At 59.1% G+C, this 26,387-nt stretch carries 29 protein-coding genes; 10 read left to right on the top strand and 19 right to left on the bottom strand.

What is annotated here, in order from left to right:
• Positions 1-303, top strand: a 303-nt coding sequence (locus BMY36_RS10415; RefSeq protein WP_139194004.1) for a DDE-type integrase/transposase/recombinase, incomplete at its 5' end; no start/stop codon positions are given.
• A gap of 204 nt (positions 304-507) precedes the next feature.
• On the opposite strand, the gene BMY36_RS10410 is transcribed toward BMY36_RS10415, so the two are convergent.
• From BMY36_RS10410 to BMY36_RS10375, 7 genes are all read right to left on the bottom strand, one after another.
• Positions 508-1,608, bottom strand: coding sequence for an AAA family ATPase (locus tag BMY36_RS10410; protein ID WP_139194003.1), 1,101 nt, complete (start codon positions 1,606-1,608; stop codon positions 508-510).
• Complete coding sequence (locus BMY36_RS20955; RefSeq protein WP_050518923.1) at positions 1,605-2,471, bottom strand: toprim domain-containing protein; 867 nt, start codon at positions 2,469-2,471, stop codon at positions 1,605-1,607. The genes BMY36_RS10410 and BMY36_RS20955 overlap by 4 nt, the downstream gene beginning before the upstream one ends.
• On the bottom strand, positions 2,468-2,665 hold the full coding sequence (locus BMY36_RS10400) for a hypothetical protein (RefSeq protein WP_050518922.1): 198 nt from the start codon (positions 2,663-2,665) through the stop codon (positions 2,468-2,470). The genes BMY36_RS20955 and BMY36_RS10400 overlap by 4 nt, the downstream gene beginning before the upstream one ends.
• A gap of 142 nt (positions 2,666-2,807) precedes the next feature.
• Positions 2,808-3,092, bottom strand: coding sequence for a winged helix domain-containing protein (locus BMY36_RS10395; RefSeq protein ID WP_050518921.1), 285 nt, complete (start codon positions 3,090-3,092; stop codon positions 2,808-2,810).
• A 379-nt stretch (positions 3,093-3,471) separates the two neighbouring features.
• On the bottom strand, positions 3,472-4,203 hold the full coding sequence (locus BMY36_RS10385) for a helix-turn-helix domain-containing protein (RefSeq protein ID WP_050518920.1): 732 nt from the start codon (positions 4,201-4,203) through the stop codon (positions 3,472-3,474).
• 5 nt (positions 4,204-4,208) lie between these two features.
• The gene (locus BMY36_RS10380; RefSeq protein ID WP_050518919.1) at positions 4,209-5,498 is read right to left on the bottom strand and encodes a tyrosine-type recombinase/integrase; all 1,290 of its coding nucleotides are present in this window, start codon (positions 5,496-5,498) and stop codon (positions 4,209-4,211) included.
• Positions 5,499-5,602: 104 nt separating this feature from the next.
• On the bottom strand, positions 5,603-6,526 hold the full coding sequence (locus tag BMY36_RS10375; RefSeq protein ID WP_074818687.1) for a glycosyltransferase: 924 nt from the start codon (positions 6,524-6,526) through the stop codon (positions 5,603-5,605).
• 123 nt (positions 6,527-6,649) lie between these two features.
• Between BMY36_RS10375 and BMY36_RS19210 the strand changes: the two genes are divergently transcribed.
• Positions 6,650-7,660: a glycosyltransferase family 2 protein gene (locus BMY36_RS19210; RefSeq protein ID WP_175469279.1), complete on the top strand. Its 1,011-nt coding sequence runs from the start codon at positions 6,650-6,652 to the stop codon at positions 7,658-7,660.
• Here the strand turns inward: BMY36_RS19210 and BMY36_RS10365 are convergent.
• Entirely contained in the window at positions 7,653-8,003 is a 351-nt protein-coding gene (locus BMY36_RS10365) for a hypothetical protein (RefSeq protein ID WP_050518916.1), read from the bottom strand. The two genes, BMY36_RS19210 and BMY36_RS10365, sit on opposite strands and share 8 nt — an antisense overlap.
• Before the next feature lie 62 nt (positions 8,004-8,065).
• The gene (gene dapB / locus BMY36_RS10360; RefSeq protein ID WP_050518915.1) at positions 8,066-8,866 is read right to left on the bottom strand and encodes a 4-hydroxy-tetrahydrodipicolinate reductase; all 801 of its coding nucleotides are present in this window, start codon (positions 8,864-8,866) and stop codon (positions 8,066-8,068) included.
• 107 nt (positions 8,867-8,973) lie between these two features.
• Here dapB and rbfA point away from each other — a divergent pair, with 107 nt between their 5' ends.
• The 4 genes from rbfA to BMY36_RS10340 all read left to right on the top strand — a co-directional run bounded on the left by rbfA (position 8,974) and on the right by BMY36_RS10340 (position 12,458).
• The gene (gene rbfA, locus BMY36_RS10355) at positions 8,974-9,396 is read left to right on the top strand and encodes a 30S ribosome-binding factor RbfA (protein WP_050518914.1); all 423 of its coding nucleotides are present in this window, start codon (positions 8,974-8,976) and stop codon (positions 9,394-9,396) included.
• Positions 9,371-10,123: a phosphodiester glycosidase family protein gene (locus BMY36_RS10350; RefSeq protein ID WP_231579670.1), complete on the top strand. Its 753-nt coding sequence runs from the start codon at positions 9,371-9,373 to the stop codon at positions 10,121-10,123. Before rbfA ends, BMY36_RS10350 begins: the two co-directional genes overlap by 26 nt.
• Positions 10,124-10,183: 60 nt before the next feature.
• Positions 10,184-11,089: a tRNA pseudouridine(55) synthase TruB gene (gene truB, locus BMY36_RS10345; protein WP_050518912.1), complete on the top strand. Its 906-nt coding sequence runs from the start codon at positions 10,184-10,186 to the stop codon at positions 11,087-11,089.
• Positions 11,090-11,255: 166 nt separating this feature from the next.
• A complete protein-coding gene (locus BMY36_RS10340; RefSeq protein ID WP_050518911.1) occupies positions 11,256-12,458 on the top strand; it encodes a calcium-binding protein in 1,203 nt (400 codons plus the stop codon).
• A gap of 12 nt (positions 12,459-12,470) precedes the next feature.
• Here BMY36_RS10340 and BMY36_RS10335 read toward each other — a convergent pair whose 3' ends face one another.
• From BMY36_RS10335 to BMY36_RS10315, 5 genes are all read right to left on the bottom strand, one after another.
• Positions 12,471-12,977 (bottom strand): DUF1643 domain-containing protein, encoded by a 507-nt coding sequence (locus BMY36_RS10335; protein ID WP_050518929.1) that lies wholly within the window; start codon positions 12,975-12,977, stop codon positions 12,471-12,473.
• Positions 12,978-13,135: 158 nt separating this feature from the next.
• Positions 13,136-15,265: a polyribonucleotide nucleotidyltransferase gene (gene pnp / locus BMY36_RS10330; RefSeq protein ID WP_050518910.1), complete on the bottom strand. Its 2,130-nt coding sequence runs from the start codon at positions 15,263-15,265 to the stop codon at positions 13,136-13,138.
• 210 nt (positions 15,266-15,475) lie between these two features.
• Positions 15,476-16,621 carry a polysaccharide biosynthesis/export family protein gene (locus BMY36_RS10325; RefSeq protein ID WP_175469278.1) on the bottom strand — a complete coding sequence of 382 codons (1,146 nt, stop codon included), beginning with the start codon at positions 16,619-16,621 and terminating at the stop codon, positions 15,476-15,478.
• A 221-nt stretch (positions 16,622-16,842) separates the two neighbouring features.
• Complete coding sequence (gene rpsO / locus BMY36_RS10320; protein WP_050518908.1) at positions 16,843-17,112, bottom strand: 30S ribosomal protein S15; 270 nt, start codon at positions 17,110-17,112, stop codon at positions 16,843-16,845.
• A 132-nt stretch (positions 17,113-17,244) separates the two neighbouring features.
• The gene (locus BMY36_RS10315) at positions 17,245-17,901 is read right to left on the bottom strand and encodes a peroxiredoxin (protein WP_050518928.1); all 657 of its coding nucleotides are present in this window, start codon (positions 17,899-17,901) and stop codon (positions 17,245-17,247) included.
• A gap of 195 nt (positions 17,902-18,096) precedes the next feature.
• Between BMY36_RS10315 and BMY36_RS10310 the strand changes: the two genes are divergently transcribed.
• Complete coding sequence (locus tag BMY36_RS10310) at positions 18,097-19,542, top strand: aldehyde dehydrogenase family protein (protein ID WP_050518907.1); 1,446 nt, start codon at positions 18,097-18,099, stop codon at positions 19,540-19,542.
• A gap of 418 nt (positions 19,543-19,960) precedes the next feature.
• On the top strand, positions 19,961-20,515 hold the full coding sequence (locus BMY36_RS10305; protein ID WP_050518906.1) for a L,D-transpeptidase: 555 nt from the start codon (positions 19,961-19,963) through the stop codon (positions 20,513-20,515).
• Between the two features lie 42 nt (positions 20,516-20,557).
• On the opposite strand, the gene BMY36_RS10300 is transcribed toward BMY36_RS10305, so the two are convergent.
• Entirely contained in the window at positions 20,558-21,013 is a 456-nt protein-coding gene (locus tag BMY36_RS10300; RefSeq protein WP_050518905.1) for a universal stress protein, read from the bottom strand.
• A gap of 62 nt (positions 21,014-21,075) precedes the next feature.
• Positions 21,076-21,939 carry a branched-chain amino acid aminotransferase gene (locus BMY36_RS10295; protein WP_050518904.1) on the bottom strand — a complete coding sequence of 288 codons (864 nt, stop codon included), beginning with the start codon at positions 21,937-21,939 and terminating at the stop codon, positions 21,076-21,078.
• A gap of 141 nt (positions 21,940-22,080) precedes the next feature.
• Here BMY36_RS10295 and BMY36_RS10290 point away from each other — a divergent pair, with 141 nt between their 5' ends.
• Complete coding sequence (locus tag BMY36_RS10290) at positions 22,081-22,392, top strand: hypothetical protein (protein ID WP_074818684.1); 312 nt, start codon at positions 22,081-22,083, stop codon at positions 22,390-22,392.
• Positions 22,393-22,438: 46 nt separating this feature from the next.
• Here BMY36_RS10290 and BMY36_RS10285 read toward each other — a convergent pair whose 3' ends face one another.
• The 3 genes from BMY36_RS10285 to trpS form a co-directional block, all read right to left on the bottom strand.
• Positions 22,439-23,686: an Hsp70 family protein gene (locus BMY36_RS10285; protein ID WP_050518902.1), complete on the bottom strand. Its 1,248-nt coding sequence runs from the start codon at positions 23,684-23,686 to the stop codon at positions 22,439-22,441.
• 62 nt (positions 23,687-23,748) lie between these two features.
• The gene (locus BMY36_RS10280; protein WP_050518901.1) at positions 23,749-24,234 is read right to left on the bottom strand and encodes a VOC family protein; all 486 of its coding nucleotides are present in this window, start codon (positions 24,232-24,234) and stop codon (positions 23,749-23,751) included.
• Positions 24,235-24,319: 85 nt separating this feature from the next.
• Entirely contained in the window at positions 24,320-25,357 is a 1,038-nt protein-coding gene (gene trpS / locus BMY36_RS10275; protein ID WP_050518900.1) for a tryptophan--tRNA ligase, read from the bottom strand.
• Between the two features lie 88 nt (positions 25,358-25,445).
• Between trpS and BMY36_RS10270 the strand changes: the two genes are divergently transcribed.
• Positions 25,446-26,132 carry a rhomboid family intramembrane serine protease gene (locus BMY36_RS10270; RefSeq protein WP_050518899.1) on the top strand — a complete coding sequence of 229 codons (687 nt, stop codon included), beginning with the start codon at positions 25,446-25,448 and terminating at the stop codon, positions 26,130-26,132.
• Positions 26,133-26,387: the final 255 nt, after the last annotated feature.

Genomic DNA, 26,387 nt, shown 5'->3' with positions numbered 1-26,387 from the left:
GACCGTGTCGTCATCGACAAAAGCGGCGCTAATCTGGCGGGTCTGCAAAGCGTCAATGTGATCCTGAAGTTCACGGGATCAGGCAACACCATCAAGATACTGCAGGTCAAATACCTCAACAACATCATCGAACAAGATCATCGCTTCGTAAAGCGGATCACGGCCCCCATGCTTGGCTTCAAGGCCTTCCATTCTGCCGAGGCGACCTTGGCTGGGATCGAGACCACGCATATGATCCGAAAGGGGCAGCTCCATGCCAACGGCCTTACCGCATTTCAGCAGTTTGCTGCGCTCGCAGCATAATTATGTCCGGGCGATGCCCGCACTCAAATTCCAACAAAATTTGCGACAGAACCAGCGAAACAACCCAAGTTGATTCCGATTATTATCCCCTCCTGTTCGGATGGGGTCACAGTGACAAATCGTGACACCCCATAGGGTGTTGTCACGTTTGTCACACTAGATTGAGGACTTTCAGGGCGTGACTTGTCACGGCATGTCACGTTGTCACTCACCAGCGCACATCCAAGCAAAGCCATCTAGGACGCGGACAAGGCCCCCATCTTGCAGCGACTTCCACGCACGGCCAAATGCTTGTCGCAGCGCGCTATCGCTGCCACCGTTTGTTAGTTGATGACGGTCGCAAGCCTTGCGCCAGTGATCCAGTGACACGCATTGACGGTTCGGCGGGAAGTCCTCGCCGTGCTTAACCTCGCCATGGGCGGCTAGTGCGTCCCCCAAAGCCTGCATGGCAATCAAGGCTTGCCTCTTAAGGGGCTGCGCAGCGTTCAGGGGCATATCGGCACGCACCACAACCGCGCTTGTGATAGGGTCGCCATCACCATCGGTGCCCAGATCAACAGAGGACAGACTATAGGCAAATTTAGCGCCGCAAATCATATCGCGCTGTTTCTTCGTGGTCGCAATAATCGTGTCTCGGTTGCGCGTAAGTTCGATCTCCGTATCCACTGCAGCCCGCAAGGAGCCGCTGCCACGCGCACCCTTCGCAGCATCCTTGCCGCTGTGATGGATAATGGCAACATGCGCCCCTGTAGCCTCTCTGATGGCGTCCACGGATTGAACTAAAAGCCCCATATCCTTTGCGGTGTTTTCGTCGCCCGCGCCCATAGACCGCGCCAAGGTGTCGATCACAATCAGCGCTGGGGCAACGTCGGTCTGGCTCAAGGCGGCTATCAGTGCCGCCGCGTCGTCGCCTGTGCAGAGGTCTAAGTTCGTCGGTAGCAGGGTAAACCGGCCCTCTGCCCTAGCGGCAAGCTCTGGGACTTTCAGGCCGATTGCAGCAATTCGGTTTTTAATACCCGCGCCGCCTTCGCCTGCAACATAGATCACAGCCCCGCCGCAGACCCGCGATTGATGCCAAGCCGTGTCCGCCGCAACGTGCAAGGCCAGATCAAGCGCAAGGAATGTTTTCCCTACGTTGCTCTCGCCATAGATTACGCTGAAGCCCCCCCGATCCAGCAAGCCTTTGACAAGGTAATTTGATCCAAGCACCGGCTTGATTGCGGCCAACGGAACAAATTGCGAGGCTATGCGCGTCGCCCGATCAGTAACCTTTGGAATAAACGCTGTGGGTTGTGAAATGTTCAAGCCGTCACCCCCTCGCGCAAAACGTCATTCCAGTCTTTACCATCCGGCGCGGGCCAAAGCGAAACTTGCCAGCCTAGTGCCGCTGCGCGCTCGGCCAGCACATTGCCAGCTTCAAAACCAACCCCGCCATCATCGGAATCGGTCGCAAGGATCAATTCACCCGCCGCCTTGGGCAGGGCTAAGGATTTCATACCCGAAGTGGATAGCGCGGCCCAAACCGTCACGGGGCAGCTTAGAAGGCCGCTCAGAAGGCTCAGACCTGTTTCTATGCCTTCGCATACAACCAGCGGCCCATGAGCTTCAGACAGCGCCACCGCGCCGCCTGCACATGGGCCTTGCATCATCTTGGCGTTCCGGCTGATACGCGCGCCCGCCTTTTCAAAGTAGGTGCGATGTACCCCGCCTGTTGATACGTCACCCACCATTGCAGAGAGGTAACGGGCGCTCGGCCCGTGAAAGGCATCTACAGCCCAGCCAAGGGACGGCGGCAGAGGGCACGTAATGCCCCGCCCCCGCAAGTATGCCTCCCCCTTTGTGCCCGTGAGAGGCTTACATGTAGCCCAAAGCCGCCGCGCCTTGGCAAGTTGTGCCTGCGCATAGGCATCGCGCTGGGCATCGGCTTCCCGCGCTGCTAACGGGTCAAGGCGCAACCCATCACGGGGCAGGCCCGCCGCCTTCACAATATCCCGAAAGTCGCACCCGCTCTTATGGCAAAACGCCAATAGGGTGCCGCCCTCGGCCCGTATGGAAAGCCCCCTTTGGTCGCGGCGGCGCTCAGTTTGGCAGACAGGGCACGGTGCAAGGCCAGTATGGCCCCGCCACTTCCCGCCCAGCGTTTGGGTAAGGGTTTGCGCGTCACTCATTCGCTGCCCTCCCCATAAGCAAACTGGACAAGGATAGCGGCTACCAGCCGCAACTGCCCAGTATCTTCCAATGTGCGGCGGGAGGCCAGCAAGGTCAGGCTGGGTCCAGTCCATGCGCGCAACAGCTGCGACTTGCCATCCGCACCACCGCCCAAAGGCAAGAGGTGGTGACCCGCCGCTTTCAAGCGGGCCATTTCGTTGCGGATAGGTTCCAATAGTGTTGAAACCCGAAGGGCTGTCATTTGCGGCCCTCCCCAAGAGCAAGGGCTGCGATGGATTTTGCCACCGAAGTGGATACACCCAATTCACGGCATAGGCGGGCAATGCGCAGGGCCATCATGTGCGGCCCTCCACCTGTTCAATAGTCACCGCGCCTTTCAGGCCATAGACACCATGTTCACCGGGGAACGCGCCACCATGCAGCTGCATGTCGGTATCAATGGCAATGCCTTTGCGGCGCAGCGTCATGACATAGTGGCTGACGCGCGGGGCGGGATTGTGCTGCGGCGTGATACCAGCTTCACCTGCTTTCACCAGTTCACACAGCGTCCAAGCCAAACGGCCTTTCAACTGCAACGTGATGGGCGTGTCGCCCGCTTCGATTTTCGTTTTGATCTTCATCGTTCGGATTCCTTTGTTGAAACCTGAACGGGTCGGGGATATTGTTGTACTTCTCACAGCTACAACGAATAGAGCCGCTTCCCGTTCATCGGGTGGCGGTTTTTCGTTATGTGGCGTTTGCTTTGGCGACTTCCCAAGCCTCGATATCAGACAGCTTCCAGCGTGTGCAGCCTGGGGTCAAACGGACAGGTTTGGGAAATGTTGGATCAGTGTTAAGCCAACGGCACGGGGTAAGGTGATGCACATTGTAGCGTGCAGCAAGGTGGCGGTTTGAGAGATAGGTTTCAGTCATTTGCAACTCCATACAAAAGCATTGAGTTGCAATGTGTTATACCGATGAGGTGTTGCGCACGTAAAACTGCATGCAACAGCGCTACCCCTATAAGTTGGCCATAATCCGCGCCAATCGAGGAAAGTCATTTGGCTCGCCCATAATGCCACACATTTCTACATTCGCTTCAAATTCATCACGGCTTGCAAACAGCCTTGAAATTGTAGATGGCGCAACGCCGAGTAATTTCGCAAGTTTCCGGTATGATGGATAAATGTTGTATTTATGACGATAGCCCCAAGCTAAAAAGGCTGCGTTGAATTTCAAATTTTCGCTTGTTCTCAAAGCGTCTGCATCCGGGGGGCCCGGGAAAAGCACCAACGATATGAGAAAATGAAATTCAGGGATCACCTCATCCACATGGTATCGCTCTTTGGCATCTAGCGTAGCCAAAATAAATGCTTTCACCGCCGTCAGGTTGACGGTGAGACCCCTGCTAACCAATTGAGTTTTGCCTGTTGTGGAAAGCTCTTTCGCATTCTCCAGAGATTGTAGAATCTTTCTGCACACCTCGCCAATGGCGGCTGAATCGCCATCCATGCACTCTGCTAATATTGTACCTTCGATACCAATTTGTCGGAATTGCTCTCTATAGGCAAAGATAAACTCCAAGCCACCAAAATTGCAAAGGGCACGAAACGGAACTCCTTGATGTTTTGAGCAAAAATTAAGAAAAGTGGCTATTTCGGGCCTTTGTGAACCAAAGGCATCACTCTGCGTTCTGCTAACCCCTCCATCAGAGTAAGCTTCCAGCATTTCCTTGAGAGTCTCTTCATTCACTAAAGTTACCCCATCCTCACAACGTTGCCCAGTCGCTCGACTCCAGCCATAAAATCTGCCCAATCATCCATCATTTTCCGGCGCTTCTCCACCATATCACCACGCCGGTACGACGCCTCCACCGCATTGCTGATCTTATGGGCTATCGCCACCTCTGCCATGTCGCCGGGGTAGTTGGTGCGCTCGCCCACCCAATCGCGGAACGTGCTGCGCAGGCCATGCGGCACGGCGGCGCGTTTGGATGCGCGATCCACAAAGCCCACGCCACCCGCCGCAATCTCTGTTGCGTGCATCCGCTTCATAGCAGCCGATAGCGTTGCATCCGACAATTCACCACCGCGGGCCGCTGGAAAGATCAACAGATTGTCTTGCAGCCGTGGCAGGGCGCGCAGCATCGCCACCGCATGAGCAGATAGCGGGATGCGGTGTTCCCGGTCCATTTTCATGCGCGCTGCCGGAATAATCCACAGCGCCTTATCCAAATCTATTTCATCCCAAACCGCGCCGCGTATTTCCTGCGACCGCGTGGCAGTCAGGGCCAGAAACTCCAAAGCCCGCGCGCCAAAGCCTTCACGGCCCCGCAACGCCTCAAACCAGCGGGGGGCGTCCTCTAGCTGAATGGCAGGTTGGTTGGTTTCCTTTGCCACTTGGGACGGGGCGGGCAACAGTTCTTTGAGGTTGCCAGCCCATCGCGCCGGGTTGTCGCCAGTGCGATGACCCGCCACCGTGGCCCATGACAGCACCGATTCAATGCGGCCCCGTACCCGTGACGCGGTTTCAGTCTTGTCGGCCCAGATGGGCTGCAGCACGCGTAGCACGTCTTGCACCGCGATATCATCGACCAGCATCTTGCCAAGTTCGGGCTTGGCATAGGTTTCAAGCGTGTTCTGCCATTGCTGGCGATGCTTGGCGTTCTTAAAAGCGTCCAGCTTGGCGTCTAGGTATTTATCGGTTGCATCGGCAAAAGTCATGCCACGGCGCTGCGCAGCGGCAAGCGCGGCTCTTGCGGCTTTGCGTTCCTCAATGGGGTCGATGCCTTGGCAAATCTTATCGCGGGCATCACGCGCCTTGTGGCGGGCTTGTGCCAGCGTGACAGCCGGGAAGCCCCCCAAGCCGATATCGCGGCGCTCGCCGCCAATCGTTGTACGCAGCACCCACGACCGCCCGCGTTTCGGCGTCAACTGCATATGCAGGCCGGGAACGCCACCGACCGAAATCAGCACGTTTCGATTCCCGCCGGGATGGGCAAGGCGCTTCACATCAATGGCAGAGAGTTCATCTATGATTTTCGGCATTCATCTATCCAACGACTTACCCCACGATATCAGAGTAATTGAATACGTTTGATTGCACAAGATTACACAGTGCGGTGCGTGTAAATTACTGAATTAATGTTTATTTACAGCTGGATAAGCGTATAATTGAAGTCAATTGCATAGGCTTCATGGCGGGCACGCTCTCCGCCGTGATAACGGATTTTGATCAGCCATTTTACCATTGCACCGGGCAGGGCCAGCCAGAACCACGGGCCAGCGGCCACGCGGTAGACCATGAGCAGGTTGCGGTAGTGGTAATAGGTTTTCCACAAAGGCCGAAAGCGGCGGTCAGCATCGGACATGGTGCTGAAATCATGGTCAAATTTTAGGTCGGGCGCAAAGGCGATGCGGCCCCCGGCAGCACGCAGACCAAGGGTGTAAAGGACGTCATCGCCATACAGAAACAACCGCCCATCGGGGTAGCCAGTAAGCGCTGTGCCCGCGCGCGAGATGAAAAAACCGACAAAGGATGTGCCGTCAATATCGCGGTCGGTGGTGGCGGCATAATCAGCGGGGCCAAGGTGAAAGCCGTTGCGCCCGCCCCCCAGCAGCGTGCGGCGCAGGATTTCGGGGCGCCAAAACGGGTTGATCGACGGGCGGTTCATGTCGCAAATGCGCCCATCGGGGTGGTACACGGCGGCGGCCCAGCCCATGGCAGCATCGCGCGGTTTGGCGTGGAACGCGGCAAGGCAACCGGGATGCGGGCGCGCATCATCATCCATCACGACCATCCAATCGGGGTCAAACTGGGCTGTGGCGTGGCGCATTCCCGCCTCAAACCCGCCCGCGCCGCCGCCGTTTTGGGGCAGGCGCAGGACGTGCAGGCGGGGGTCCGTTTGGGTGTGCAGCCAAGCGGGGGTGCCATCGGTGCAGGCATTGTCGACAACGATAATCGCGGTCAAATGCTGCGGCGCGGTTTCCAGCAGGCGGGCCAGCGTGGTTTGCAACTGCGCCAGGCGGTTGAACGTGACGACGACCGCGACGAGGCTGGCGTGTGGTGTTGGCATTGGGCCCCCTTTGCAGGGGGTATCTGTGCCCAGATTTGGGCAGGCTTGTCAAATTATGGGGCAGGGCTTGCCAAGGGTGCGTGGGGGCTGTCACATCGCGGGGTATGGTGCCGGAGGTTTTTGGTGTTTCAGCGCATTTTTAACGGAATTTCGCGGCGGGCCCGCGCGATTGCAACGCGGGTGCGGGTGGCGCGGGGCATGGTAGTGTTGCACGGCCCGGCCCGCGTGACGCTGCGCGATGATGAGGTGGCGGTGATCGCCTTGGTCAAGGATGCCGCGTATTTTATGCCCGCGTTTTTGGCGCATCACCAACGCTTGGGCGTGCGCCATATTGTTTTGATCGACAACGGGTCCACCGATGCAACGGTGGCAATTGCGCAGGGTTTTGCGGATGTGACCGTGCTGCGCAACACCTTGCCCGCCAAGCAGTATGAAATCGCGCTGCGCGTGGCGGGGGCGCGGGTGGTGCAAGGCGGGTGGCTGCTGTTTGCCGACGCGGATGAGCTGTTTGAGGCGCCGCTGGGCGCGCCATTGCCTCAGTTGACCGCCTATTTGAACCAGCGCGAGTTCACGGCGATGGTGACGCAGATGTTGGATTTGTTTGCGCCTGCGCCCTACGCGCAGACCAAGGGCTGGGATTACGCAACCGTGATTGCGCGGGCGGACAGGTACAGTTTGGGGCAGATGGAAACGCTGCCTTATCACGAACAAACGCGCATTGATTTCAGCTGGTTTTTGGATGCCAACCACGGCGAGGTGGCGCTGAAACGCGGCGGGCTGCGCGCAGAGGTGTTTGGCGAGGCGTGCTTTTTGTCGAAACATTCCTTGGTGCGCAATATCGCAGGGGTGGCGGTGATGGTGCATCCGCATTGTGCCAGCGGGGTGCGGGTGGCGGATGTGACCGGGCTGTTGCGGCATTACAAACTGGCGGGGGATTATCTGGCGCGCGATGCCGCATCCGTTGCGGCAGGAACGTGGGACCATGCAGAGGATGCAAAGCGGTTGGCGGCGGCGGTGGGCGGCGATGCGTTTGTAATCACCCCCGCGCAATCGCAGGTGTACGCAGGGCCGGGGCTGTTGGTTGACCAAGGGTTTTTAGAGGCGTCAGACGCCTACCGCGCCTTTATCACTTGATCCGCATGTCGGCAGAATCGCCCTTGCCCGCATCGGAGGTAAAGCGCAGCGTGCTGCCTTTGCGCGCAACGGTTTGGCAGTTGAGTTCGATTTCGGTGCTGCCATAGGCCATATCGCGGCAAAACAGGCCGTTTTTCCAGTTCCAGTTGCCCGTGACCGTGGTGCCAAAGGCGCTGCCCTTGATCGCGCCTGCGGGAGATACATTTAAGGAAATGCCAAAACGGGTCAGCGCTTTGCCGTTGATCAGGCCCACAAATTCCGCCTTTTCACGCACGGGTGCAAATCCTTCGGCAAGGGCGGGAAGGGGGGCGGCAAGTAGGGCGGCAAGGGCAAGGGCTTTCATCGCGTCCTCCGATATTTAAAAACACTACGCAGCGCGCCAGGGGTTGGATCAGTTTTAGGGCGTTACAGCCCCAACACATCCATCATATCATAAGCGCCGGGGGGTTGCGATTGGCCCCAAAGGGCGGCACGCAGGGCACCACGGGCAAAAATGGCGCGGTCGGTGGCAAGGTGGCGCAGAATGATACGCTCGCCTTCAGTCGCGAAAATCACATCATGTTCGCCCACAATGTCGCCACCCCGAATGGCAGTAAAACCGATATCGCCCCGCACCCGAGCGCCTGTGATACCATCGCGGCCACTGTCGCGCACATCGGCCAGCGCAACGCCACGGCCCGCCGCCGCCGCTTGGCCCAGCATCAAGGCGGTGCCGGATGGGGCGTCAACCTTCATGCGGTGATGCGCCTCCACCACCTCAATATCCCAATCGGCGTCCAAGGCGGCCGCAACCCGTTGGGTCAGTTGCACCAACAGGTTCACACCCAGCGACATATTGCCCGCGCGGATGGTGACGCCGCCGGGGGTCAGCGCGGCGATATCCGCATCCTCCATCCCTGTGGTGCCAATGACGTGGACAATGCCTGCGCGCACGGCCAGCGCGGAAAACGCAACGGTGGCGGCAGGGGCGGTAAAATCAATCACCGCTTGGGCGCCCTGAAACGCGGCCCCGGCATCATCCGTCACCAAAACGCCCATTGGCGCACCGCCCATGCAAACCCCAATATCGCGCCCGACCCAGTCATGGCCCACGCGTTCCACCGCACCCACCAACCGCGCCCGGTCGGATGCGCCGATCAAGCGGACCAGCATTTGGCCCATACGGCCTGATGCGCCTGTTACCACCAGCCCCGGAACATCGGCCATATCACACCCCCACATGCATCTTTTGCCCTGTGTAACGCGTCGCAGCCGCGCACACAACTTGGCGATGCCCGTTGCGGGGCGCAGGGTTTCGCCCTATGTGGAGGGGTATGGCACATAAAAACCTATCCTCGGCCAAGGGGCCATCGCAGCGCCAACTTCGTGTTGGTGAATTGATCCGCCGGATTTTATCCGAAGTGCTGTCGCGTGGCGATGTGCATGACCCGGATTTGAACCGGATTTATATCACCGTGGGTGAGGTGCAAATGTCTGCCGATTTGCGCGTGGCGACCGTGCATGTGATGCCGCTGGGTGGCAAAGATGTGGAGGTGGCGATTGCGCTGCTGGCCAAACATCAAGGCGAATTGCGCCACCACGTTAGCAAAGGCATGGTGATCAAACATGTGCCCGAACTGCGGTTTCGCCGCGATATTACGTTTGACCAGCTGGATGAAACCCGCCGCCTGTTGTCAGACGAACGGGTGCAGCGCGATGTGGCGGCCCGCGATGATACCCCCGACAGCGATGCTTAAGGCGGTATGGGCCTGCGCGCTGGCGCTGGTCTGTGGTGCCCCAGCGCTGGCCGATGTGCCATGCGAAAATATCACGTTTGAAGATACCCCGTTTACCATTTGCACCGTGACCGCAGGGGCCGATCTGCGCCTGTTTCATGCCGATGATGCGGGGGCCGTGCTGGGCAGTTTTGGCCGCGTGAATGACGTGTTGAAACCGCAGGGCAAAACCCTGCGCTTTGCGATGAACGCTGGCATGTACCACCCCGACCGCGCGCCCGTGGGGCTGTTGGTGACGGACGGCGTGGAACGGTCGCGGATTGTGACGCGCGACGGCCCCGGCAATTTTGGCCTGCTGCCCAATGGCGTGTTTTGCATTGGCGATACGTTTTCGGTGATCGAATCGCGGGCTTTTGTGGCGGCGGCACCCGCCTGCCAATATGCCACCCAATCTGGCCCAATGCTGGTGATTGACGGCGCGCTGCACCCGCGGTTTTTACCCGCCAGCGACAGCCAGTTCATTCGCAACGGGGTGGGCGTGTCGGCGGATGGGCGCACGGCGATTTTTGCCATTTCGGGGCGTGCGGTGAATTTTGCACAGTTTGGCCGCCTGTTTCGCGATGCGCTGGCCACGCCCAACGCGCTGTATTTCGATGGCAAGATCAGCCGGCTGTTTTCCACCGATCTGCGCCGCAACGATTTCGGCTTTGCGATGGGGCCGATGGTGGGGCTGGTGGTGCCCGATTAGGCCGCGCTTGACGGGTCTGCGCGCGCGCTGTAGCCACGGGTTTTCGCAAAAGGGGGCATCATGGCACGCAAACGCAAAGGCCGCGCAATTTCCGGCTGGCTGGTGGTGGATAAACCTGCGGGCATCACATCCACATCGGTGGTGAACAAGGTGAAATGGGCGTTTGATGCGCAAAAGGCGGGCCATGCGGGCACGCTGGACCCCGACGCGACAGGCGTGTTGGCGATAGCGCTGGGCGAGGCGACCAAAACCGTGCCCTACATCACCGATGCGTTGAAATGTTACCGATTTGTGGTGCGCCTTGGCGTGGCCACCCGCACCGATGATGCCGAAGGCGAGGTGATTGAGACCCGCGATCTGCGCCCCAGTGATGCCGAAATTGCCGCAGGTTTGGCGGCATTTCGCGGCAATATCCAACAAATCCCGCCCCAGTTTTCCGCCGTAAAGGTGGAAGGCGAACGCGCCTATGACATCGCGCGCGCAGGCGGCGAAATGGATTTGGCCGCCCGCGATTTGTGGGTGGACCGGTTGGAGATGATTGCACGCCCAGATGCCGACCATGTGGAATTGGAAATGGTTTGCGGCAAAGGCGGCTATGTGCGGTCCATCGCGCGGGATTTGGGCGCTGATTTGGGCTGTTTGGGGCATGTGTTGTGGCTGCGGCGCACGTGGTCCGGCCCGTTCACCGCCGAACAGGGGATTTCGCTAGAGGTGCTGGACGCGCAGGCAAAATCGCCCGAACTGGACGCGTATTTGCTGCCGCTGGAGCTGGGGCTTGCCGATTTGCCCGAACTGCCCACCACAGCCGAAGGGGCGGCGCGTTTGAAAAACGGCAACCCCGGTATGGTGCTAACTTCAAACGCCGAATTCGGGGATGAAGCGTGGGCAAGCTACATGGGCCGCGCCGTGGCCGTGGGGCAATATAAGGCGGGCGAATTGCACCCGTCGCGCGTGTTCAACGATTGATCGCACCCCTGCGCGCGGGGTCACGCCCCTAAATTTTAACCACGCCCGCAGAAAGTGTCGCGGCAGCCCCCCGGTTTGCTGGATTGATACGCATTTTCATGCCATGCTCGCCCCTATATTCTGAATGATTACAGCGGTTTATCCGCCATAATGGTTAACAAGACGTGTGACATCGCGGGATGTCAAAGCGGGGGCGGCGGCGATGTTGGGACTTTTAGGGATATTTGGGGCGCTGTTTGCTGGGTTCATGGCAGATGGGCTGATGTCTGGTGCAAAGGCCCAAAATACCGACGACACCCCCCTGACCGAGACAGAGGATGACGCCCTGCAACCTGCGGCGGCAACCGAAAGCACCAGCGATCTGCTGGAATTTATCGATCGCGATACCGAAACCGATTCCGGCGCGGCCGAAACCGATTCCGGCGCGGCCGAAAGCGATGCCACCCCCCAAGACGCCGCTAATCCAACACCCACCGCAGATCCAGATCGTGCCACCGCCCTTGGCCCCGATGAAAATACCGATTCCACCGATACCCCCCCGCTTGCATCAGAAAACATCCAGATTCAGGGCTGGAATGACGATGATATTTTGACCGGCGACGCGGGGGCGGATACGGTTGATGGGGGTGGTGGTAACGATGTGTTGGGTGGGCGTGCAGGTGACGATTTGATTTCGGGTGGGTACGGCGATGACAACATCGACGGCAGCGCTGGCAATGACAGCCTGTCGGGCGATGACGGCGATGATGTGGTCCAAGGCAATGATGGCCACGACCAGATCGCGGGCGGCGCAGGTAATGACAGCCTGACCGGGCATATGGATGATGACACGCTGCTGGGCGATGATGGCGACGACAGCCTGATCGGCGGCGCGGGCAATGACAGCCTGTTGGGCGGTGTGGGCGAGGATTGGGTGGCAGGCGGCTATGACGATGATGTGCTGCAAGGCGGCGCGGGCCATGACACGCTGGACGGCAACGCAGGCAACGATACGCTATGGGGCTTTGACCCCGACACCCCCAGCGACAGCCAGGGCAGCGATTTCCTGAACGGTGGCGATGGCGATGACACGCTGATGATCGGCGCGGGCGATTACGCGCATGGCGGCATGGGCGCTGATATATTCACCTTGGGCGATTGGATTGGGGATGGGTCGATGGCCCATATTACCGATTATGACCCGGCTGAAGATGACATCGTGATCTTGTACGATGCCACAGCCCACCCCGATCCGCATGTCGAACTGATCACCGATGATGGGTCCAGCGACGCCACCGTTTGGCTGGATGGTATCCCCTTGGCCGTGATCACAAACGGTGCTGGGCTAACGGTCGATCAACTCACGCTAATGCCCTCCAGCAGTTTTTAACCCACCGCAGGCCTAGCCCCAAACCTCGGGCTGGCGATCGTAACTGATGTACAAAGGGTGCTTTGGCTGCCCATCCTTGGTCAACCCCAACTGATACAACGGCCGCCCTGACCCCCGCAAAGCCGCCGCCACCACAATACCGCGCCCCAAATGCGCCCCATGATTGCCCCAGCCGCACACCACCCGGTCCGCCCAATCCGCCGCCGCCAATATCGCCGCATCATTGCCCGGTCCAACAGGGTCCGCCTGCGCCCGCATCACGCGCGGATCGGTCGCGCGATAGGCAAAAATATTGACCACCCGAAACGCGCCAAACCCCAACACCCGCGCGCGCCGTTCGCACCGCTCCACCGTCGGGTCATTCTGCACCTCGGTCGCGGTCGATGGGTTCAACATCACAAACGCCACCTTACCACCTGCCGCATCCCACACCCGCGTCAACGCATAACGGTACGCCTCACACGCTGAATACTCCGCCACACTTTCCGCATCGCCTTTGGTAAACCGCTTGGTAATCACACCCACTCCACCCCTTTTTCTGTTCAAAAATATCCCGGGGGTACGCCTATTTGCCCGAAAGGGCAAATAGGCGTTAGGGGGCAGCGCCCCCTGCCTTGAAACCCCAAACAAAAAGGCCCCGGCGTTTCCACCGGGGCCCCTCAGATCATCTCACAGCATCAGCCTTCGGAAACTTCGGCAATCTCGGCACCGGTTTCTTGATCGACCATTTTCATGCCCAACCGCACCTTGCCACGATCGTCAAAGCCCAGCAGCTTCACTTTAACTTCTTGACCTTCTTTCAGCGCCTCATTCGGGTGCTGCAAACGCTTGTTGGCGATCTGGGACACATGCACCAAACCATCACGCTTGCCAAAGAAGTTCACGAACGCTCCGAAATCGACCAGCTTCACAACCTTACCAGTGTAAACCTTGCCCTCTTCCGGCTCTGCCACGATCGACCAGATCATGTCATAGGCTTTCTTGATGTTTTCCGCGTTGTTGGACGCGATTTTGATCACGCCATCATCGTTGATATCAACCTTTGCACCCGACACTTCGACGATCTCACGGATAACTTTGCCGCCCGACCCGATCACTTCGCGGATTTTATCGGTGGGCACGGTCATCGTTTCGATCTTTGGCGCATAGGCCGAAAACGCCTGCGCCGATGTCAACGCTTTGGCCATTTCGCCCAAGATGTGCATCCGGCCCGCTTTGGCCTGTGCCAGCGCTTTTTCCATAATCGCGGGCGTGATGCCTGCGATTTTGATGTCCATCTGCAAGGATGTAATCCCGGCTTCGGTGCCAGCCACTTTGAAATCCATGTCGCCAAGGTGATCTTCGTCACCCAAGATATCCGACAGGATGGCAAACTTGCCATCATCATCCATGATCAGGCCCATCGCCACGCCGGCAACCGGTGCCTTCAACGGCACGCCCGCGTCCATCATGGACAACGAACCACCGCAAACAGACGCCATCGACGACGAGCCGTTGCTTTCCGTAATCTCCGACACCACACGAATGGTGTATGGGAAATCGGTCGCCGCTGGCAAAACTGCCTGCAACGCACGCCACGCCAGCTTGCCGTGACCAATTTCACGACGGCCAGGGGGGCCAAAACGGCCCACTTCGCCCACCGAATAGGGGGGGAAGTTATAGTGCAGCAAGAAGTTGGATTTGGACGTCCCGGTCAGCGCGTCGATGAACTGTTCATCCTCGCCCGTGCCCAATGTGGTCACAACCAGACCTTGGGTTTCGCCGCGGGTGAACAGCGCGGACCCGTGGGTGCGCGGCAGGATGCCAGTCTCGGAAACGATAGGACGGATGGTGGTGGTGTCGCGGCCATCAATCCGGGCAGAGCCGTTGATGATATCGCCACGCAACACGCCCGCTTCCAGATCCTTGATCGACGCGCCAAGGTTATCGTTGGCTTTGTCTTCGTCCGACAGACCGGCTTTGATCGCGGCCACGGCGGCCGAAATTGCGGTCGTACGCTCTTGCTTGTCGCGGATTGCGAAGGCGGCGCGCATTTGCGTTACACCAACCGCTTTCACGCGGGCGGACAGCGCGGAATAATCGGGGGCCGTAAATTCAAACGGCTCTTTCGCGCAATCATCGGCAAAGTCCATGATCATGTCGATCACCGGCTGGATGCTGTCATGCGCGAATTTCACCGCGCCCAGCATTTCATCCTCGGACAGCTCATACGCCTCAGATTCCACCATCATCACGGCGTCTTTGGTGCCTGCAACGACCAGATCCAAACGCTGTTCTGGGTTGTTGCGCAAGTTCATCATATCGTCGCAAGACGGGTTCAGAACATATGCCCCTTTGGAAAAACCAACGCGGCAACCCGCGATTGGCCCCATGAACGGCGCGCCCGAAATGGTCAGTGCTGCCGATGCGGCGATCATCGCCAGCACATCAGGCTCATTTTCCAAATCATGCGACAGCACGGTCACAATCAACAGAACTTCGTTTTTGAATCCATCCACGAACAGCGGGCGGATGGGACGGTCGATCAACCGCGAGGTCAGCGTTTCTTTTTCAGAAGGCCGCGCCTCACGCTTGAAAAAGCCGCCTGGCACTTTGCCGGCGGCGTAATAGCGTTCTTGGTAATGCACTGTCAGGGGAAAGAAATCCTGGCCCGGCTTTTGCGATTTCGCAAAGGTCACGTTGGCCATGACGCTGGTTTCACCCATGGTCGCAATGACCGAACCATCAGCCTGACGGGCCACTTTGCCCGTTTCCAGCGTCAGCGTTTCACCGCCCCATTCGATCGACTTTTTCGTTACGTTAAACATTCATCGTTCCTCATTAGGGGCATCCCGGCGCTCCGGGCCCCCCGTTACATAGCGGCCCCATTGCCGCCGCCCCCTATCCTTTGCATGTGGCCGGGGGCGGGCCTCACGTCACAGATGGCGCGCGTCTACAGGAAAACAGGGGGTTTGGGAAGGGGGATGGCCGCCAACCAAGCCAGCGGCACGCCGCCAACCAAGACCGGGCTGCGCCCTTCAGTTGGACACGTTCGACACATTGCGCGCAAGGCCAACGCTTTGCCCGATCATGGTCAGCACCGTGCGCAGCCCCACAACCGGGGATTCCGCAACGATAACCACATCATCGCCCGCAATTTCAAACTTTTGTGCGCTGAACAAACCGTCCGCACTGGTCAAATCCAACGTAAAAATCATCTGGCGGTTGTCGGGGCCCGTGCCGTCTTGGCGCAGCGCCCCCGCCGCATAATTGCGCAAAACCAAAATCGCTTCGGGGTTGGCGCGTGTCGCCTCCAACCCACCGATCAGGGCCATAGCATCCAAAGCACTGACATGTTCTTGCGGGAAAAAGATCTGGCTTTGCCTTTGCGCCGCACCAAGCGCCAGAAAATACCGCTTGTCGTCGCTGACAATCAGCTTGTCACCGCCCCGGATCAACGCATCCTTGGCCGGGTCCGACATCACGCTGCTGGCAGATATGCCATACACCTTGTCGCCGCGCAGCAACCGCAGCAACCGCAGCTGCGGGTTGCGCAACCCAGACGGAATCCCACCCCCAAGGCTTAACAATCCCAGCACCGACAGGTTTTGGTCCGGCATCGCGTAATTGCCCGGCTTTGCCACGCCGCCCACCAAATCAACCGTGTTCTGTCGCCCCGCATCGACCGAGATTTGCACCTGCGGTGACGTCAAAATGGTGCCCATTTTTTCCTGCAATTCCGCCCGCGCCACATCCGGGGTTTGATTGCTGATGGTGTAATCGCCGATGTAGGGCAGGAAAATCTTGCCTGTCGGGCTGACCACAATGTTCGCCAATTGCACCGATTTCTGGTTTCCGGGCGTCAACAACGCGTTCGCCTCATTCTCCCAAACTGTCAGGCTGATGCGATCCCCCGGTTTGATCTTGCTGCTGGTGCCCCCACGCCCCGCGCTCGGCCAGCCCTGCGTCGCCGCTTTGTTTGGCGTGGCCCACCCGTTCAACTGGTCAATATTTTGCTGGCTGATCGCGACAACGCTGTATTCGCCCGATGTTTGGCCACTTTTCTTGGTAATCTCACTTTGGATAGGCCCGCCGCGCGGCAATGCGCAGGCCCCCAGCGCAAACGCCAAAAACAAGCCAGTCATAAGGCGCAGCCAATACGTCATAAGGTCAAACCCGCTCATCATCGGGCGATCCTTGTGCAGCCAAGACCACCCCCCAAACCTGAATCTATAGCCATGATTGTGGGCTGAGGCAATGCGCCTGCTATATATTGTGTGTCCCTATCACATTCTGTGAAACAATTGATCTGCATAACAAAATCACGCACGCGGCCACCAAAACGCGAAATGCCCGCACCTTTTGGGTGCGGGCATCGTGTAAAATCAATCGGCTGGGCCGCGCCTTAGCGGCGGATGCCCAAACGCTTGATCAAGGTCTGATACCGCTCATCGCTTTTGGATTTGGTGTAATCCAACAGCTTGCGGCGCAAGGCCACCATCATCAACAACCCACGACGGGAATGATTGTCTTTTTTGTGGCCCTTAAAATGCTCGGTCAGGGTCGAGATGCGCGAGGTCAAAATGGCAACCTGCACTTCGGGCGACCCAGTGTCACCTTCTTTGGTGGCATAGTCTTTGATCAGTTGGGCTTTCAGTTCTGGCGTAATCGACATCGGGTTCTCCGTGGTTGAATTGTGACGGCACGTGCCGGGATGTCGTCCAGCAAGGCCCTTAATGCCCCGAACAGGTCGGGACCGCTTTCCCTTAGGGGGTTTGCGCCCAAAAGGAAAGCGGCAAGTGAATGGTTATTTCGGCGCTTTGGCAAACCGCAAATAGGGCAGTTTGATATCCAGCGGGCCAAACTTTGCCTCCGCCGCCGCGTTGTCCAACGAATTGGCGACAATCACATCTTGCCCCGGCACCCAGTTGGCGGGCGTGGCGATCGGCACACCGTCGGTGGCCTGCACCGCATCCAATGCGCGCAAAATCTCGGCAAAATTGCGGCCCACGGACATTGGGTATGTCATGGTCAGGCGGATTTTTTTGTCCGGCCCAATGATATAAACCGCGCGCACGGTGGCGGTGTTGGCAGGGGTGCGGTCCGCGCCGGGCAGATAATAATCGGCGGGCAGCATGTCAAACGCCTTGGACACGGTCAGCGATGTATCATCAATGATCGGGAAATCGGCGGGCGCACCGGCAAAGGCGGCAATGTCGTTTTTCCATTTCACATGCTCTTCGACCGAATCAACCGACACACCCAGAACCTTGGTTTTGCGTTTGGCAAATTCGGGGGCCAATTGCGCCACTGCGCCAAATTCCGTGGTGCAAACGGGGGTAAAATCGCGCGGGTGGCTGAAAATGATGGCATAGCTGTCGCCAATCCAGTCATGCAGCTTGATCTGGCCAGCGGTGCTGTTGGCGGTGAAATCGGGGGCAATATCGTTGATGCGAACGGACATGATGTTTCCTTTGTCTAAGCTGCCCCTGACATATGCGGTTTTTCGCATATTAACACCCCCGAACCCCGCCTTGCGTCAAAAAGAAACAGCTTCCCGCCGCAAACGCCCCGCCCAAACCGCTTTCCCCCACCGCGCGGCCTTGCAGGTCCGCCGTTCCGGTGCCACGTTGATGCAAAGAAATAATGGGAGGCCGCAATGCTCGACAAACGCAAATTTTACATCAATGGCCAATGGGTCGCACCGTCTGCGCCGCGCGATTGCGACGTGATCGACCCATCGACCGAAGATGTCTGCGCCGTCATCTCGCTTGGCGCGCAGGCCGATACCGACGCCGCCGTGGCCGCCGCGAAAACCGCCTTTGAAACATGGTCCGTGACACCGCCCGCCGAACGACGCCGCATCGTGGCTGGCATCTTGGACCAATATAACCAGCGGGCCGAGGAAATGGCACAAGCCATCAGCCTGGAAATGGGCGCGCCAATTGACATGTCGCGCAATGATCAAGCGCCGTGCCTGCCGTGGCATCTGGAAAATTTCCTGACCGCATTTGACGCGATGGAATGGATCCGCCCCCTTGGCCCCCACGCGCCAAATGACCGGATTGCGATGGAACCGATTGGCGTGGTGGCCCTGATCACCCCGTGGAACTGGCCAATGAACCAAGTCACGCTAAAGGCGATTCCCGCGTTGCTGGCAGGCTGCACGTGTGTGCTGAAACCGTCCGAGGAAAGCCCTTTATCGTCGATGCTGTTCGCCGAATTTTGCCATGATGCAGGCGTGCCCGCAGGCGTGTTCAACTTGGTGAATGGCGATGGCATGGGGGTCGGGTCGCAGCTGTCGTCGCACCCGGATGTTGAAATGATCTCGTTCACAGGCTCCACCCGCGCGGGGCGTGCAATTTCGGTTGCGGCGGCGGAAACGCTGAAACGCGTGACGCTGGAACTGGGCGGCAAAGGCGCAAACGTGATTTTCGCCGATGCCGATGACAAGGCGGTGAAACGCGGTGTTCTGCATATGATGAACAACTCGGGGCAAAGCTGTAATGCGCCAAGCCGGATGCTGGTGGAACGCAGCATCTATGACAAAGCGGTGGAAATCGCGGCCGAAGTGGCGGGCGGCATTAAAGTCGGCCCCGCGTCTGAACCCGGCCGCCACATCGGCCCCGTGGTGAACCGCCGCCAATGGGACCAAATCCAAGGCTTCATCCAAAAAGGAATTGATGAGGGCGCGCGCCTGATCGCAGGCGGCCCGGGCTTGCCCGATGGGCTGAACAAAGGCTTCTACGTCCGCCCCACGGTGTTTGCGGATGTAAAACCGGGTATGACGATTGAGCGCGAAGAAATCTTTGGCCCCGTGCTGTCGATGATCCCGTTTGATACCGAAGAGGACGCAGTGCGCATCGCCAACGACACGCCCTACGGCCTCACCAACTACGTCCAATCCACCGACGGCGCACGCCGCAACCGCATGTCACGCAAACTGCGGTCGGGCATGGTGGAAATGAACGGCAAATCCCGCGGCGCCGGATCGCCATTCGGTGGCGTCAAATCATCCGGCCGCGCCCGCGAAGGCGGCCACTGGGGGCTGGAGGAGTTTTTGGAAGCCAAAGCCATTTCCGGCTGGGACAACGACGCCGGGTAAAAGGGCAGCCGTTGCAGGGCGGCATTGAGCCCCCCTGCAACGGCGCTAACGCAGTACGATAACCACCGACATGCTATCTGGGCACCGACATATAGGTACTTGGACCAAGCCGAATTTGCAAAGCACGCTCTTTGATTTCGGCTTGGCTTAAATACCTATTCGGCGTTTCCCCATCACCACTATCCCCCAAACCCGTAACGTGTCGAAAAAACACGTCAGTGCCGCCGAGATGGGTTCGATGCCCATCTCGGCGGCCCCCCCTTTTTGCTTGCGCACAGTCTTAGAAAATCAGCGAACAGCCACAACACAGCAGCCCGCACACAGGCGCAACCCTCACGCACAGATAAAGCCAATGTCATTTGTAAACCCGACCTGCCGCACCCATATACCCATTAAAGGAGCACAAAGGACCACGCAGATGATCCCAACCACCCCAACCCGCCGCCAAGTATTGCTCGGCGCCGCCTTTGCCCTCGCCACCCCCAGCCTTGCGCGCGCCATGCAGCCCGTGCGCAACAACACCTCTGGCTTTCAATCCGCCCGCTGGCAGGACCATTTCGACACCACCGAAAACGGCGTTATTCTGGCCGATATGACCTCACGCGCTGTGCATTTCTGGTCCGAAGATCAAACGATTTACCGCCTTTGGCCCTCGTCTGTTCCTATATCCGAGGAATTGACACGCCGCGGCATGACCCGCATCACCAAAAAGGTCGAAGGCCCGACATGGACCCCCACCCCCTCCATGCGGGAACGCTTTCCGCATTACCCCGCCGTGGTCCCCGCCGGGCCGGAAAACCCGCTGGGCACCCATGCGCTGCATCTGTCATGGCAATATTACCGCATCCACGGCACCCATGACACGCGCAAAATCGGGCGCGAATCGTCGGACGGCTGCATCGGCCTTTACAACGAACACATCGCGCAACTTTATACTTTGGCAAAGGTCGGCACGCAGGTCAAACTGCTGTGACCCTTGGGCGTAGGGTGGGTGCAATCCATCGCCACTTGGGTTTTAAGTAATCTGCTCCAACCGCTCTTTGGACATATCACCGGGCACGATCGTGATCGGCACCGGCAACCCGGCCGAACTGCGGCTCAGTTGCGTGACCAACGGGCCGGGGCCGGATTTGTCGCTGCCTGCCCCCAACACCAAAATCCCGATTTCGGGGTCATCGCGCACTTGCGCCAAAATCTCTGTCAGCGGGTCACCTTCACGGATCACCAGCTCCGGGTTCACGCCTTGCTTGTCGCGCATCCACTTGGCGAACACTTCAAAATGCGCCTCAATCCGTTCGCGCGCCTCGGCCCGCATCAGGTCGGCAACCCCCATCCAATGCTGAAACTCCTCTGGCGGGATAACGGACAGAATTTGCACCCCCGCCCCCGTATGCGCCGCCCGCAACGCCGCGAACCGCATCGCGTTCAGACATTCGCGGCTGTCATCCAGCACAACCATAAACTTACGCATGTTCGCCCCCGTCTTTCCCGCAGACCATGGCGCATCTGCCCCCCGACTTGCAAGCCCCTCACCTATCCTGCGCTATGCGCCCAATCCCAATACAACGACCGCGCCCGCCGCGTCATAGGCCCAATCTGGTACTGCGTATCGTCAAACGCCCGCACCGCCGTGATCTTGGCGAAATTGCCCGACAAAAACACTTCATCCGCCGCGTGGAAATCGTCAAAGCTCAACACGGTTTCCACCACCTCCACCCCGTCAGCGCGCAGGTTGGCAATGTGGCGCGCCCGCGTGATGCCCGACAGGAACGTGCCATTGGCAATCGGGGTAAAGGCCACCCCATCCTTCACCATAAACACATTAGCAGTCGCGGTTTCGGCCACATTGCCCATCGCATCGGCACACAGCGCATTACCAAACCCTTTGCTTTTTGCCTCCACCAACATGCGCGCGTTGTTGGGGTACAGGCAGCCAGCCTTGGCGTTGCACACGTTATCTTCCAACACCGGGCGGCGAAACTGGGTGCGTGTCAAACTTGTGGGCACATCGAAATCCGGCATCGCCACTTGTTCCAGGCTAATCGCAAACCCGGTCGAACCCTCTTTTGGGGCCACCCCCAGTTCGGACCCGTCCAGCGCCCAATACATCGGCCGCACATACACGGCGGCGCCGGGCGCGTATCCGCGCAACCCATCGCGCACCATCGCCTCCATCTCTGCCGCGCCAACCGTGGGCGTGATCATCAACGCTTGCGCGGATGCATTGGCCCGCGCGCAATGCTTGGCCAAATCGGGCACCACCCCATCAAAATACCGCGCCCCGTCAAAGATGGATGACCCCTGCCAAATCCCATGATCGGCCGCGCGCATCACGGCCACATCGCCCTCATGCCACTTGCCTTCGAAATATGTGCGGATATTGGTGCCGATTGCCATGCGCTGCCCTTTCATGCGGAAACAGGCAACGCTAACGCCCCGGCCCCCACGGCGTAAAGGGCACCATGCCACAAATCCCAATAAATTCCCCTTTTGCTGCACTGCAGCATAGTGTAGGCATGACTTAACAAGGAGCGCATAATGCCCAGAAAACCAGCCGCAAATCCCATGACCAACGCCCTGCAACTCAGCATGATGATGATCGAGGCGCAGTCCGTCATCGCCATGCGCATGATGGGCATGGCCGGACTGTGGAAAGTGTCGCCCACGGAAAACGACCGCATGGTGACCGAAAAAATGGACGCCATGGTGGAATCCGCCGCCGCCGTTGGCCGCGTCACACTGCAAGGCGGATCCGCCGATGAAATTACCGCCGCCGCAATCGCCCCGATGCGCAACGCCACCCGCCTGAACAAACGCCGCCTAAAGAAAAGCGGAATGAAAACAGGCTAAAGCCCTTCATCTCTTCCTAAATACCCCCGCGCGGAGCGCTCCCAAATCAGCCAAACCGCCGCGCCGCATCCAATGCAAGGCCAGTCCCCACGCTGCCCAACACATCGCCTGTGGCCACCCGAACCCCCGGCAAACAGGCCGCAACGGCGGCCTGCACCACGGGCAGGCTGGATGATCCGCCGGTCATGAACACGGTGCCAATCTGGTCTGCCCCAACGCCCGCATCCGACAAAACATGCGCAATCGCGCCCGCAATCCGCGTCACAGGTTTTGCCACCGCCGCATCAAACATCGCGCGGCTGGCCCCGGTATCCACCCCAATAATATCCGCCAACCGAATCGGCGTGGCCAGCGTTTCCGACAATTCAATCTTTGCCACCTCCACCGCCATCGCAATATTGTGGCCTTGTTTTTCCTCAATCACCCCGATCAAGCGGTCCAACAGGTCCGGCTCCGCCGCATCAAACCGAATTTGCTTCACCTCCAGCAACGCGCGGCCCGCATAGACCATGTTGATCCGGTGCCACGTCGCAAGGTCGTGATAGTAATGCAGCGGCATCGGCGTTTTGCCTTTGTTGATCATGGACCCAAGGCCCAGCGCAGGCATCACCTGCCCCAGCGACAAAAGGCGGTCAAAATCGGTGCCGCCCACGCGAATACCGTGGCTGGCCAAAATATCATTGTCCCGGTCCGGCAATCCGCGCCGCGCAGGCCCGACGCGCAGCACCGAAAAATCCGACGTGCCGCCGCCAATATCGACGATCAGCACCAATTCCTCGGCCTCAACACTCTGCTCGTAATGCAGCGCGGCCGCGATCGGTTCAAACTGAAACGCCACATGGTCAAAGCCAAATTTGTGCGCAATCGCCTCCAGCACGTCTTGGGCGGCTTGGTCGCCCGCCGCGTCATCATCGACAAAATGCACCGGGCGGCCCAACACCACATGCCGCGTGCCGGGTTGCACGGCGTCCAATTGGCGGCGCAAATGTCCGAAAAACCGCCCCAAAATATCGGTGAACGCCAGCGCGCGGTTGCCCACCCGCGTCTTTTCATGGATCAACGCAGACCCCAGCGCGGATTTCAGGCCGCGCATCAGCCGCCCATCCTCGCCCCCCGTATAGGCGGCGATGGCCGCGCGGCCAAATTCGGGGGCGGCCCCGTCACTGTCCCAAAACACCGCCGATGGGATGGTGACCGCCGCCCCTTCCAGCGCGATCAACCGCGACACGCCGCCCGACAGAATGGAAACCGTGGAATTGGAGGTGCCAAAATCAATACCGCAAACCTGTACCATCGCACGCCCCTTTGCCTCAGCCAGCCGCAGGGTCTAGGCCCGATGCCAAGCGGTGTAAACCCTCACACCCCTTCGGCCAGCAATGCCGCCACATCCAACCGCGCGTTGACCATCTTCAGCGCCCCATCCGCATCCCGCGGCCAATCGGCGGGCGCGCGGTCGCGGTACAATTCCACCCCGTTGCCGTCTGGGTCGCGCAAATACACCGCCTCCGACACGCCATGATCGGCGGCCCCGTCCAGCGCAATGCCCGCCGCCAACACGCGCCCCACCGCCGCCCCCAAACTGGCGCGGTCGGGGAACAAAATCGCCGTGTGGTACAACCCCGTATGCCCCTGCGCAGGCGGCGTGCCACCCAGACTGTCCCAAGTGTTCAGGCCAATGTGGTGGTGATACCCCCCCGCCCCCAAAAACGCCGCTTGGTCGCCAAGGCGTTGCGTGACCGCAAACCCCACCACATCACGGTAAAACGCAATCGCGCGGTCAAGGTTGGCCACCTTCAAATGCACATGGCCAATGCGGGTTGTGGGGGGCAAGATTTGGGTCATCACATCGCTCCAAGGCTGGTTTGGCAGACATTAGCGCAGCAATACCGCCCCCAACACCTGCCCAACCGCACAGAACCTGCGCGCCTTACCGCGACCGGATCATCCCAACAATATCATACACATCATTCACAATCGGGCGCGCAATCGCATCGGCACGCACGGCCCCTTCGCCCAAAATGCGGTCAATCTCGGCCACATCTTGCATCAACCGGTTCATTTCCGTTGTGATCGGCGACATCACCGACACCGCCAAATCCGCCAGCGCGGGCTTGAAACTGCCAAATTGCGCGCCCGCGTGCTGGGTCAGCACCGCTTGCGGCGTCATATCCGCCAACGCGGCATAGATGTTGACCAAATTGCGCGCCTCTGGCCGGTCCGCCAACCCGTCCATCTCACCCGGCAACGCCTCGGCATCCGTCTTGGCCTTTTTGATCTTTTTCGCGATCATATCGGCATCATCGGTCAAATTAATGCGGCTTTGGTCCGATGGGTCCGATTTCGACATCTTTTTGGTCCCGTCCCGCAAACTCATCACCCGCGTACCAGCGCCTTCGATCACGGGTTCGGTGATCGGGAAAAAATCCACGCCAAAATCATTGTTAAACTTGGCGGCAATATCGCGGCACAGCTCCAGGTGCTGCTTTTGATCCTCGCCCACTGGCACATGCGTCGCCTTATAGGCCAAAATATCGGCCGCCATTAGCGCAGGGTACGCGAACAGCCCCAGCGACACATTCTCAGAATTTTTGCCCGCCTTATCCTTGAACTGCGTCATCCGGCTCATCCAACCCATCCGCGCCACGCAGTTGAAAATCCACGCCAATTCCGCATGGGCATGCACTTGGGATTGGTTGAAAAGGATGGACCGCGCAGGATCAATCCCCGCCGCAATAAACCCCGCCGCCGCCTCTCGGGTCTGTTGGCGCAGGCGCGCGGGGTCTTGCCACACGGTGATCGCGTGCATGTCCACAAGGCAATAAACCGTCTCAATCCCCTCATCCTGCTTTTCCACAAAGCGTTTCAGCGCGCCAAGGTAATTGCCCAGCGTCAACCCGCCCGACGGCTGAATCCCCGAAAAAATGCGGGTGGCAAAGGCAGGAGGCGTTTGGACCGGCTCAACCATGGCGATAACTCCATCTGGAAACTGCGTTGCAAACCGCTTACCCTTGCCACCAATGGGCGTCAATCAGCCTAGAAAATTGAGAGGCCGAATGTACACAGACCGCAACGCCGCCCCGCTAAACCCATTGCCCGCCGTGGTGTGGCTGCTGGCCCTGCCGATAATAGCGGTGGAGGTGGTGGTAAACCTTGCCGCCGCTGGCCTGATTGGTGGCGCGCAAGGCATCGGCTGGCGCGCAGACGCCGTACAACGCTGGGCGTTCGCGCCCGACCTGATGCGCGAAATGATCGCAACCGGCACCTACCCCCCTGAACACCTCATGCGCTTGGTCAGCTACCCGCTTATCCACCTCAGCTTTACCCATGCCGCCTTTGTGGTCGTGTTCCTGCTGGCGCTTGGCAAAATGGTGGGCGAAGTGTTCCGCCTGTGGGCCGTCCTCGCCGTGTTTTTCGGCGCCACCTTGGCCGGGGCCGCCGCCTATACCGCATTGCCCTTCATCACCGCGCCCCTGATCGGCGGCTATCCTTCGGTCTACGGGCTTATCGGCGCGTTCACGTTCCTTTTGTGGACCAATCTGGCCAACACCGGCGACAACCAATACCGCGCGTTTTCCTTAATCGGCATATTGATGGCCATCCAACTGCTGTTCGGCCTGATATTTGGCAGCGGCTGGGAATGGGTCGCCGAACTGTCAGGCTTTGCGGCGGGGTTCCTTTTGTCATTCTTGGTCAGCCCCGGCGGCTGGGCGCGGGTGCGGGCGAAGATACGGGAGCGGTGAAGGGGGCAAACCAAAGGCAATTCCAAATGCCAAATTCTGTCGTTTTTCGGGCTGGTTTGGACGCCGCGATGTCCACAAACACGAAAGGCAATCCGCTGGCGCATGTCGCAGACTTCTGACCAGCAAGAACGTAATTTGGACAAAAACTGTGCAGACGTCCTTGGATAACTTTGATAAAGCGCCGAAAAATAAAGCGAGTTTGTCAACGAACAGCGACAAATTCTTACGCGCCTGCCCGTTGCAGGCCAGTCAGAA

The organism is Pseudorhodobacter antarcticus (assembly GCF_900110135.1).
Taxonomy (GTDB): Bacteria; Pseudomonadota; Alphaproteobacteria; order Rhodobacterales; family Rhodobacteraceae; genus Pseudorhodobacter; species Pseudorhodobacter antarcticus.
Note: the sequence above shows the minus strand (reverse complement) of the source record. Positions and strands in the feature narration are given on the sequence as shown.

Bases quoted from the DNA above. Each gene is read 5' to 3' on its own strand.
- BMY36_RS20955 (WP_050518923.1), bottom strand. From the start codon at position 2,471: ATGAGTGACGCGCAAACCCTTACCCAAACGCTGGGCGGGAAGTGGCGG.
- BMY36_RS10400 (WP_050518922.1), bottom strand. From the start codon at position 2,665: ATGGCCCGCTTGAAAGCGGCGGGTCACCACCTCTTGCCTTTGGGCGGT.
- BMY36_RS10395 (WP_050518921.1), bottom strand. From the start codon at position 3,092: ATGAAGATCAAAACGAAAATCGAAGCGGGCGACACGCCCATCACGTTG.
- BMY36_RS10380 (WP_050518919.1), bottom strand. From the start codon at position 5,498: ATGCCGAAAATCATAGATGAACTCTCTGCCATTGATGTGAAGCGCCTT.
- BMY36_RS10375 (WP_074818687.1), bottom strand. From the start codon at position 6,526: ATGCCAACACCACACGCCAGCCTCGTCGCGGTCGTCGTCACGTTCAAC.
- BMY36_RS10365 (WP_050518916.1), bottom strand. From the start codon at position 8,003: ATGAAAGCCCTTGCCCTTGCCGCCCTACTTGCCGCCCCCCTTCCCGCC.
- dapB (WP_050518915.1), bottom strand. From the start codon at position 8,866: ATGGCCGATGTTCCGGGGCTGGTGGTAACAGGCGCATCAGGCCGTATG.
- rbfA (WP_050518914.1), top strand. From the start codon at position 8,974: ATGGCACATAAAAACCTATCCTCGGCCAAGGGGCCATCGCAGCGCCAA.
- BMY36_RS10350 (WP_231579670.1), top strand. From the start codon at position 9,371: ATGATACCCCCGACAGCGATGCTTAAGGCGGTATGGGCCTGCGCGCTG.
- truB (WP_050518912.1), top strand. From the start codon at position 10,184: ATGGCACGCAAACGCAAAGGCCGCGCAATTTCCGGCTGGCTGGTGGTG.
- pnp (WP_050518910.1), bottom strand. From the start codon at position 15,265: ATGTTTAACGTAACGAAAAAGTCGATCGAATGGGGCGGTGAAACGCTG.
- BMY36_RS10325 (WP_175469278.1), bottom strand. From the start codon at position 16,621: ATGAGCGGGTTTGACCTTATGACGTATTGGCTGCGCCTTATGACTGGC.
- rpsO (WP_050518908.1), bottom strand. From the start codon at position 17,112: ATGTCGATTACGCCAGAACTGAAAGCCCAACTGATCAAAGACTATGCC.
- BMY36_RS10315 (WP_050518928.1), bottom strand. From the start codon at position 17,901: ATGTCCGTTCGCATCAACGATATTGCCCCCGATTTCACCGCCAACAGC.
- BMY36_RS10310 (WP_050518907.1), top strand. From the start codon at position 18,097: ATGCTCGACAAACGCAAATTTTACATCAATGGCCAATGGGTCGCACCG.
- BMY36_RS10305 (WP_050518906.1), top strand. From the start codon at position 19,961: ATGATCCCAACCACCCCAACCCGCCGCCAAGTATTGCTCGGCGCCGCC.
- BMY36_RS10300 (WP_050518905.1), bottom strand. From the start codon at position 21,013: ATGCGTAAGTTTATGGTTGTGCTGGATGACAGCCGCGAATGTCTGAAC.
- BMY36_RS10295 (WP_050518904.1), bottom strand. From the start codon at position 21,939: ATGGCAATCGGCACCAATATCCGCACATATTTCGAAGGCAAGTGGCAT.
- BMY36_RS10290 (WP_074818684.1), top strand. From the start codon at position 22,081: ATGCCCAGAAAACCAGCCGCAAATCCCATGACCAACGCCCTGCAACTC.
- BMY36_RS10285 (WP_050518902.1), bottom strand. From the start codon at position 23,686: ATGGTACAGGTTTGCGGTATTGATTTTGGCACCTCCAATTCCACGGTT.
- BMY36_RS10280 (WP_050518901.1), bottom strand. From the start codon at position 24,234: ATGACCCAAATCTTGCCCCCCACAACCCGCATTGGCCATGTGCATTTG.
- trpS (WP_050518900.1), bottom strand. From the start codon at position 25,357: ATGGTTGAGCCGGTCCAAACGCCTCCTGCCTTTGCCACCCGCATTTTT.
- BMY36_RS10270 (WP_050518899.1), top strand. From the start codon at position 25,446: ATGTACACAGACCGCAACGCCGCCCCGCTAAACCCATTGCCCGCCGTG.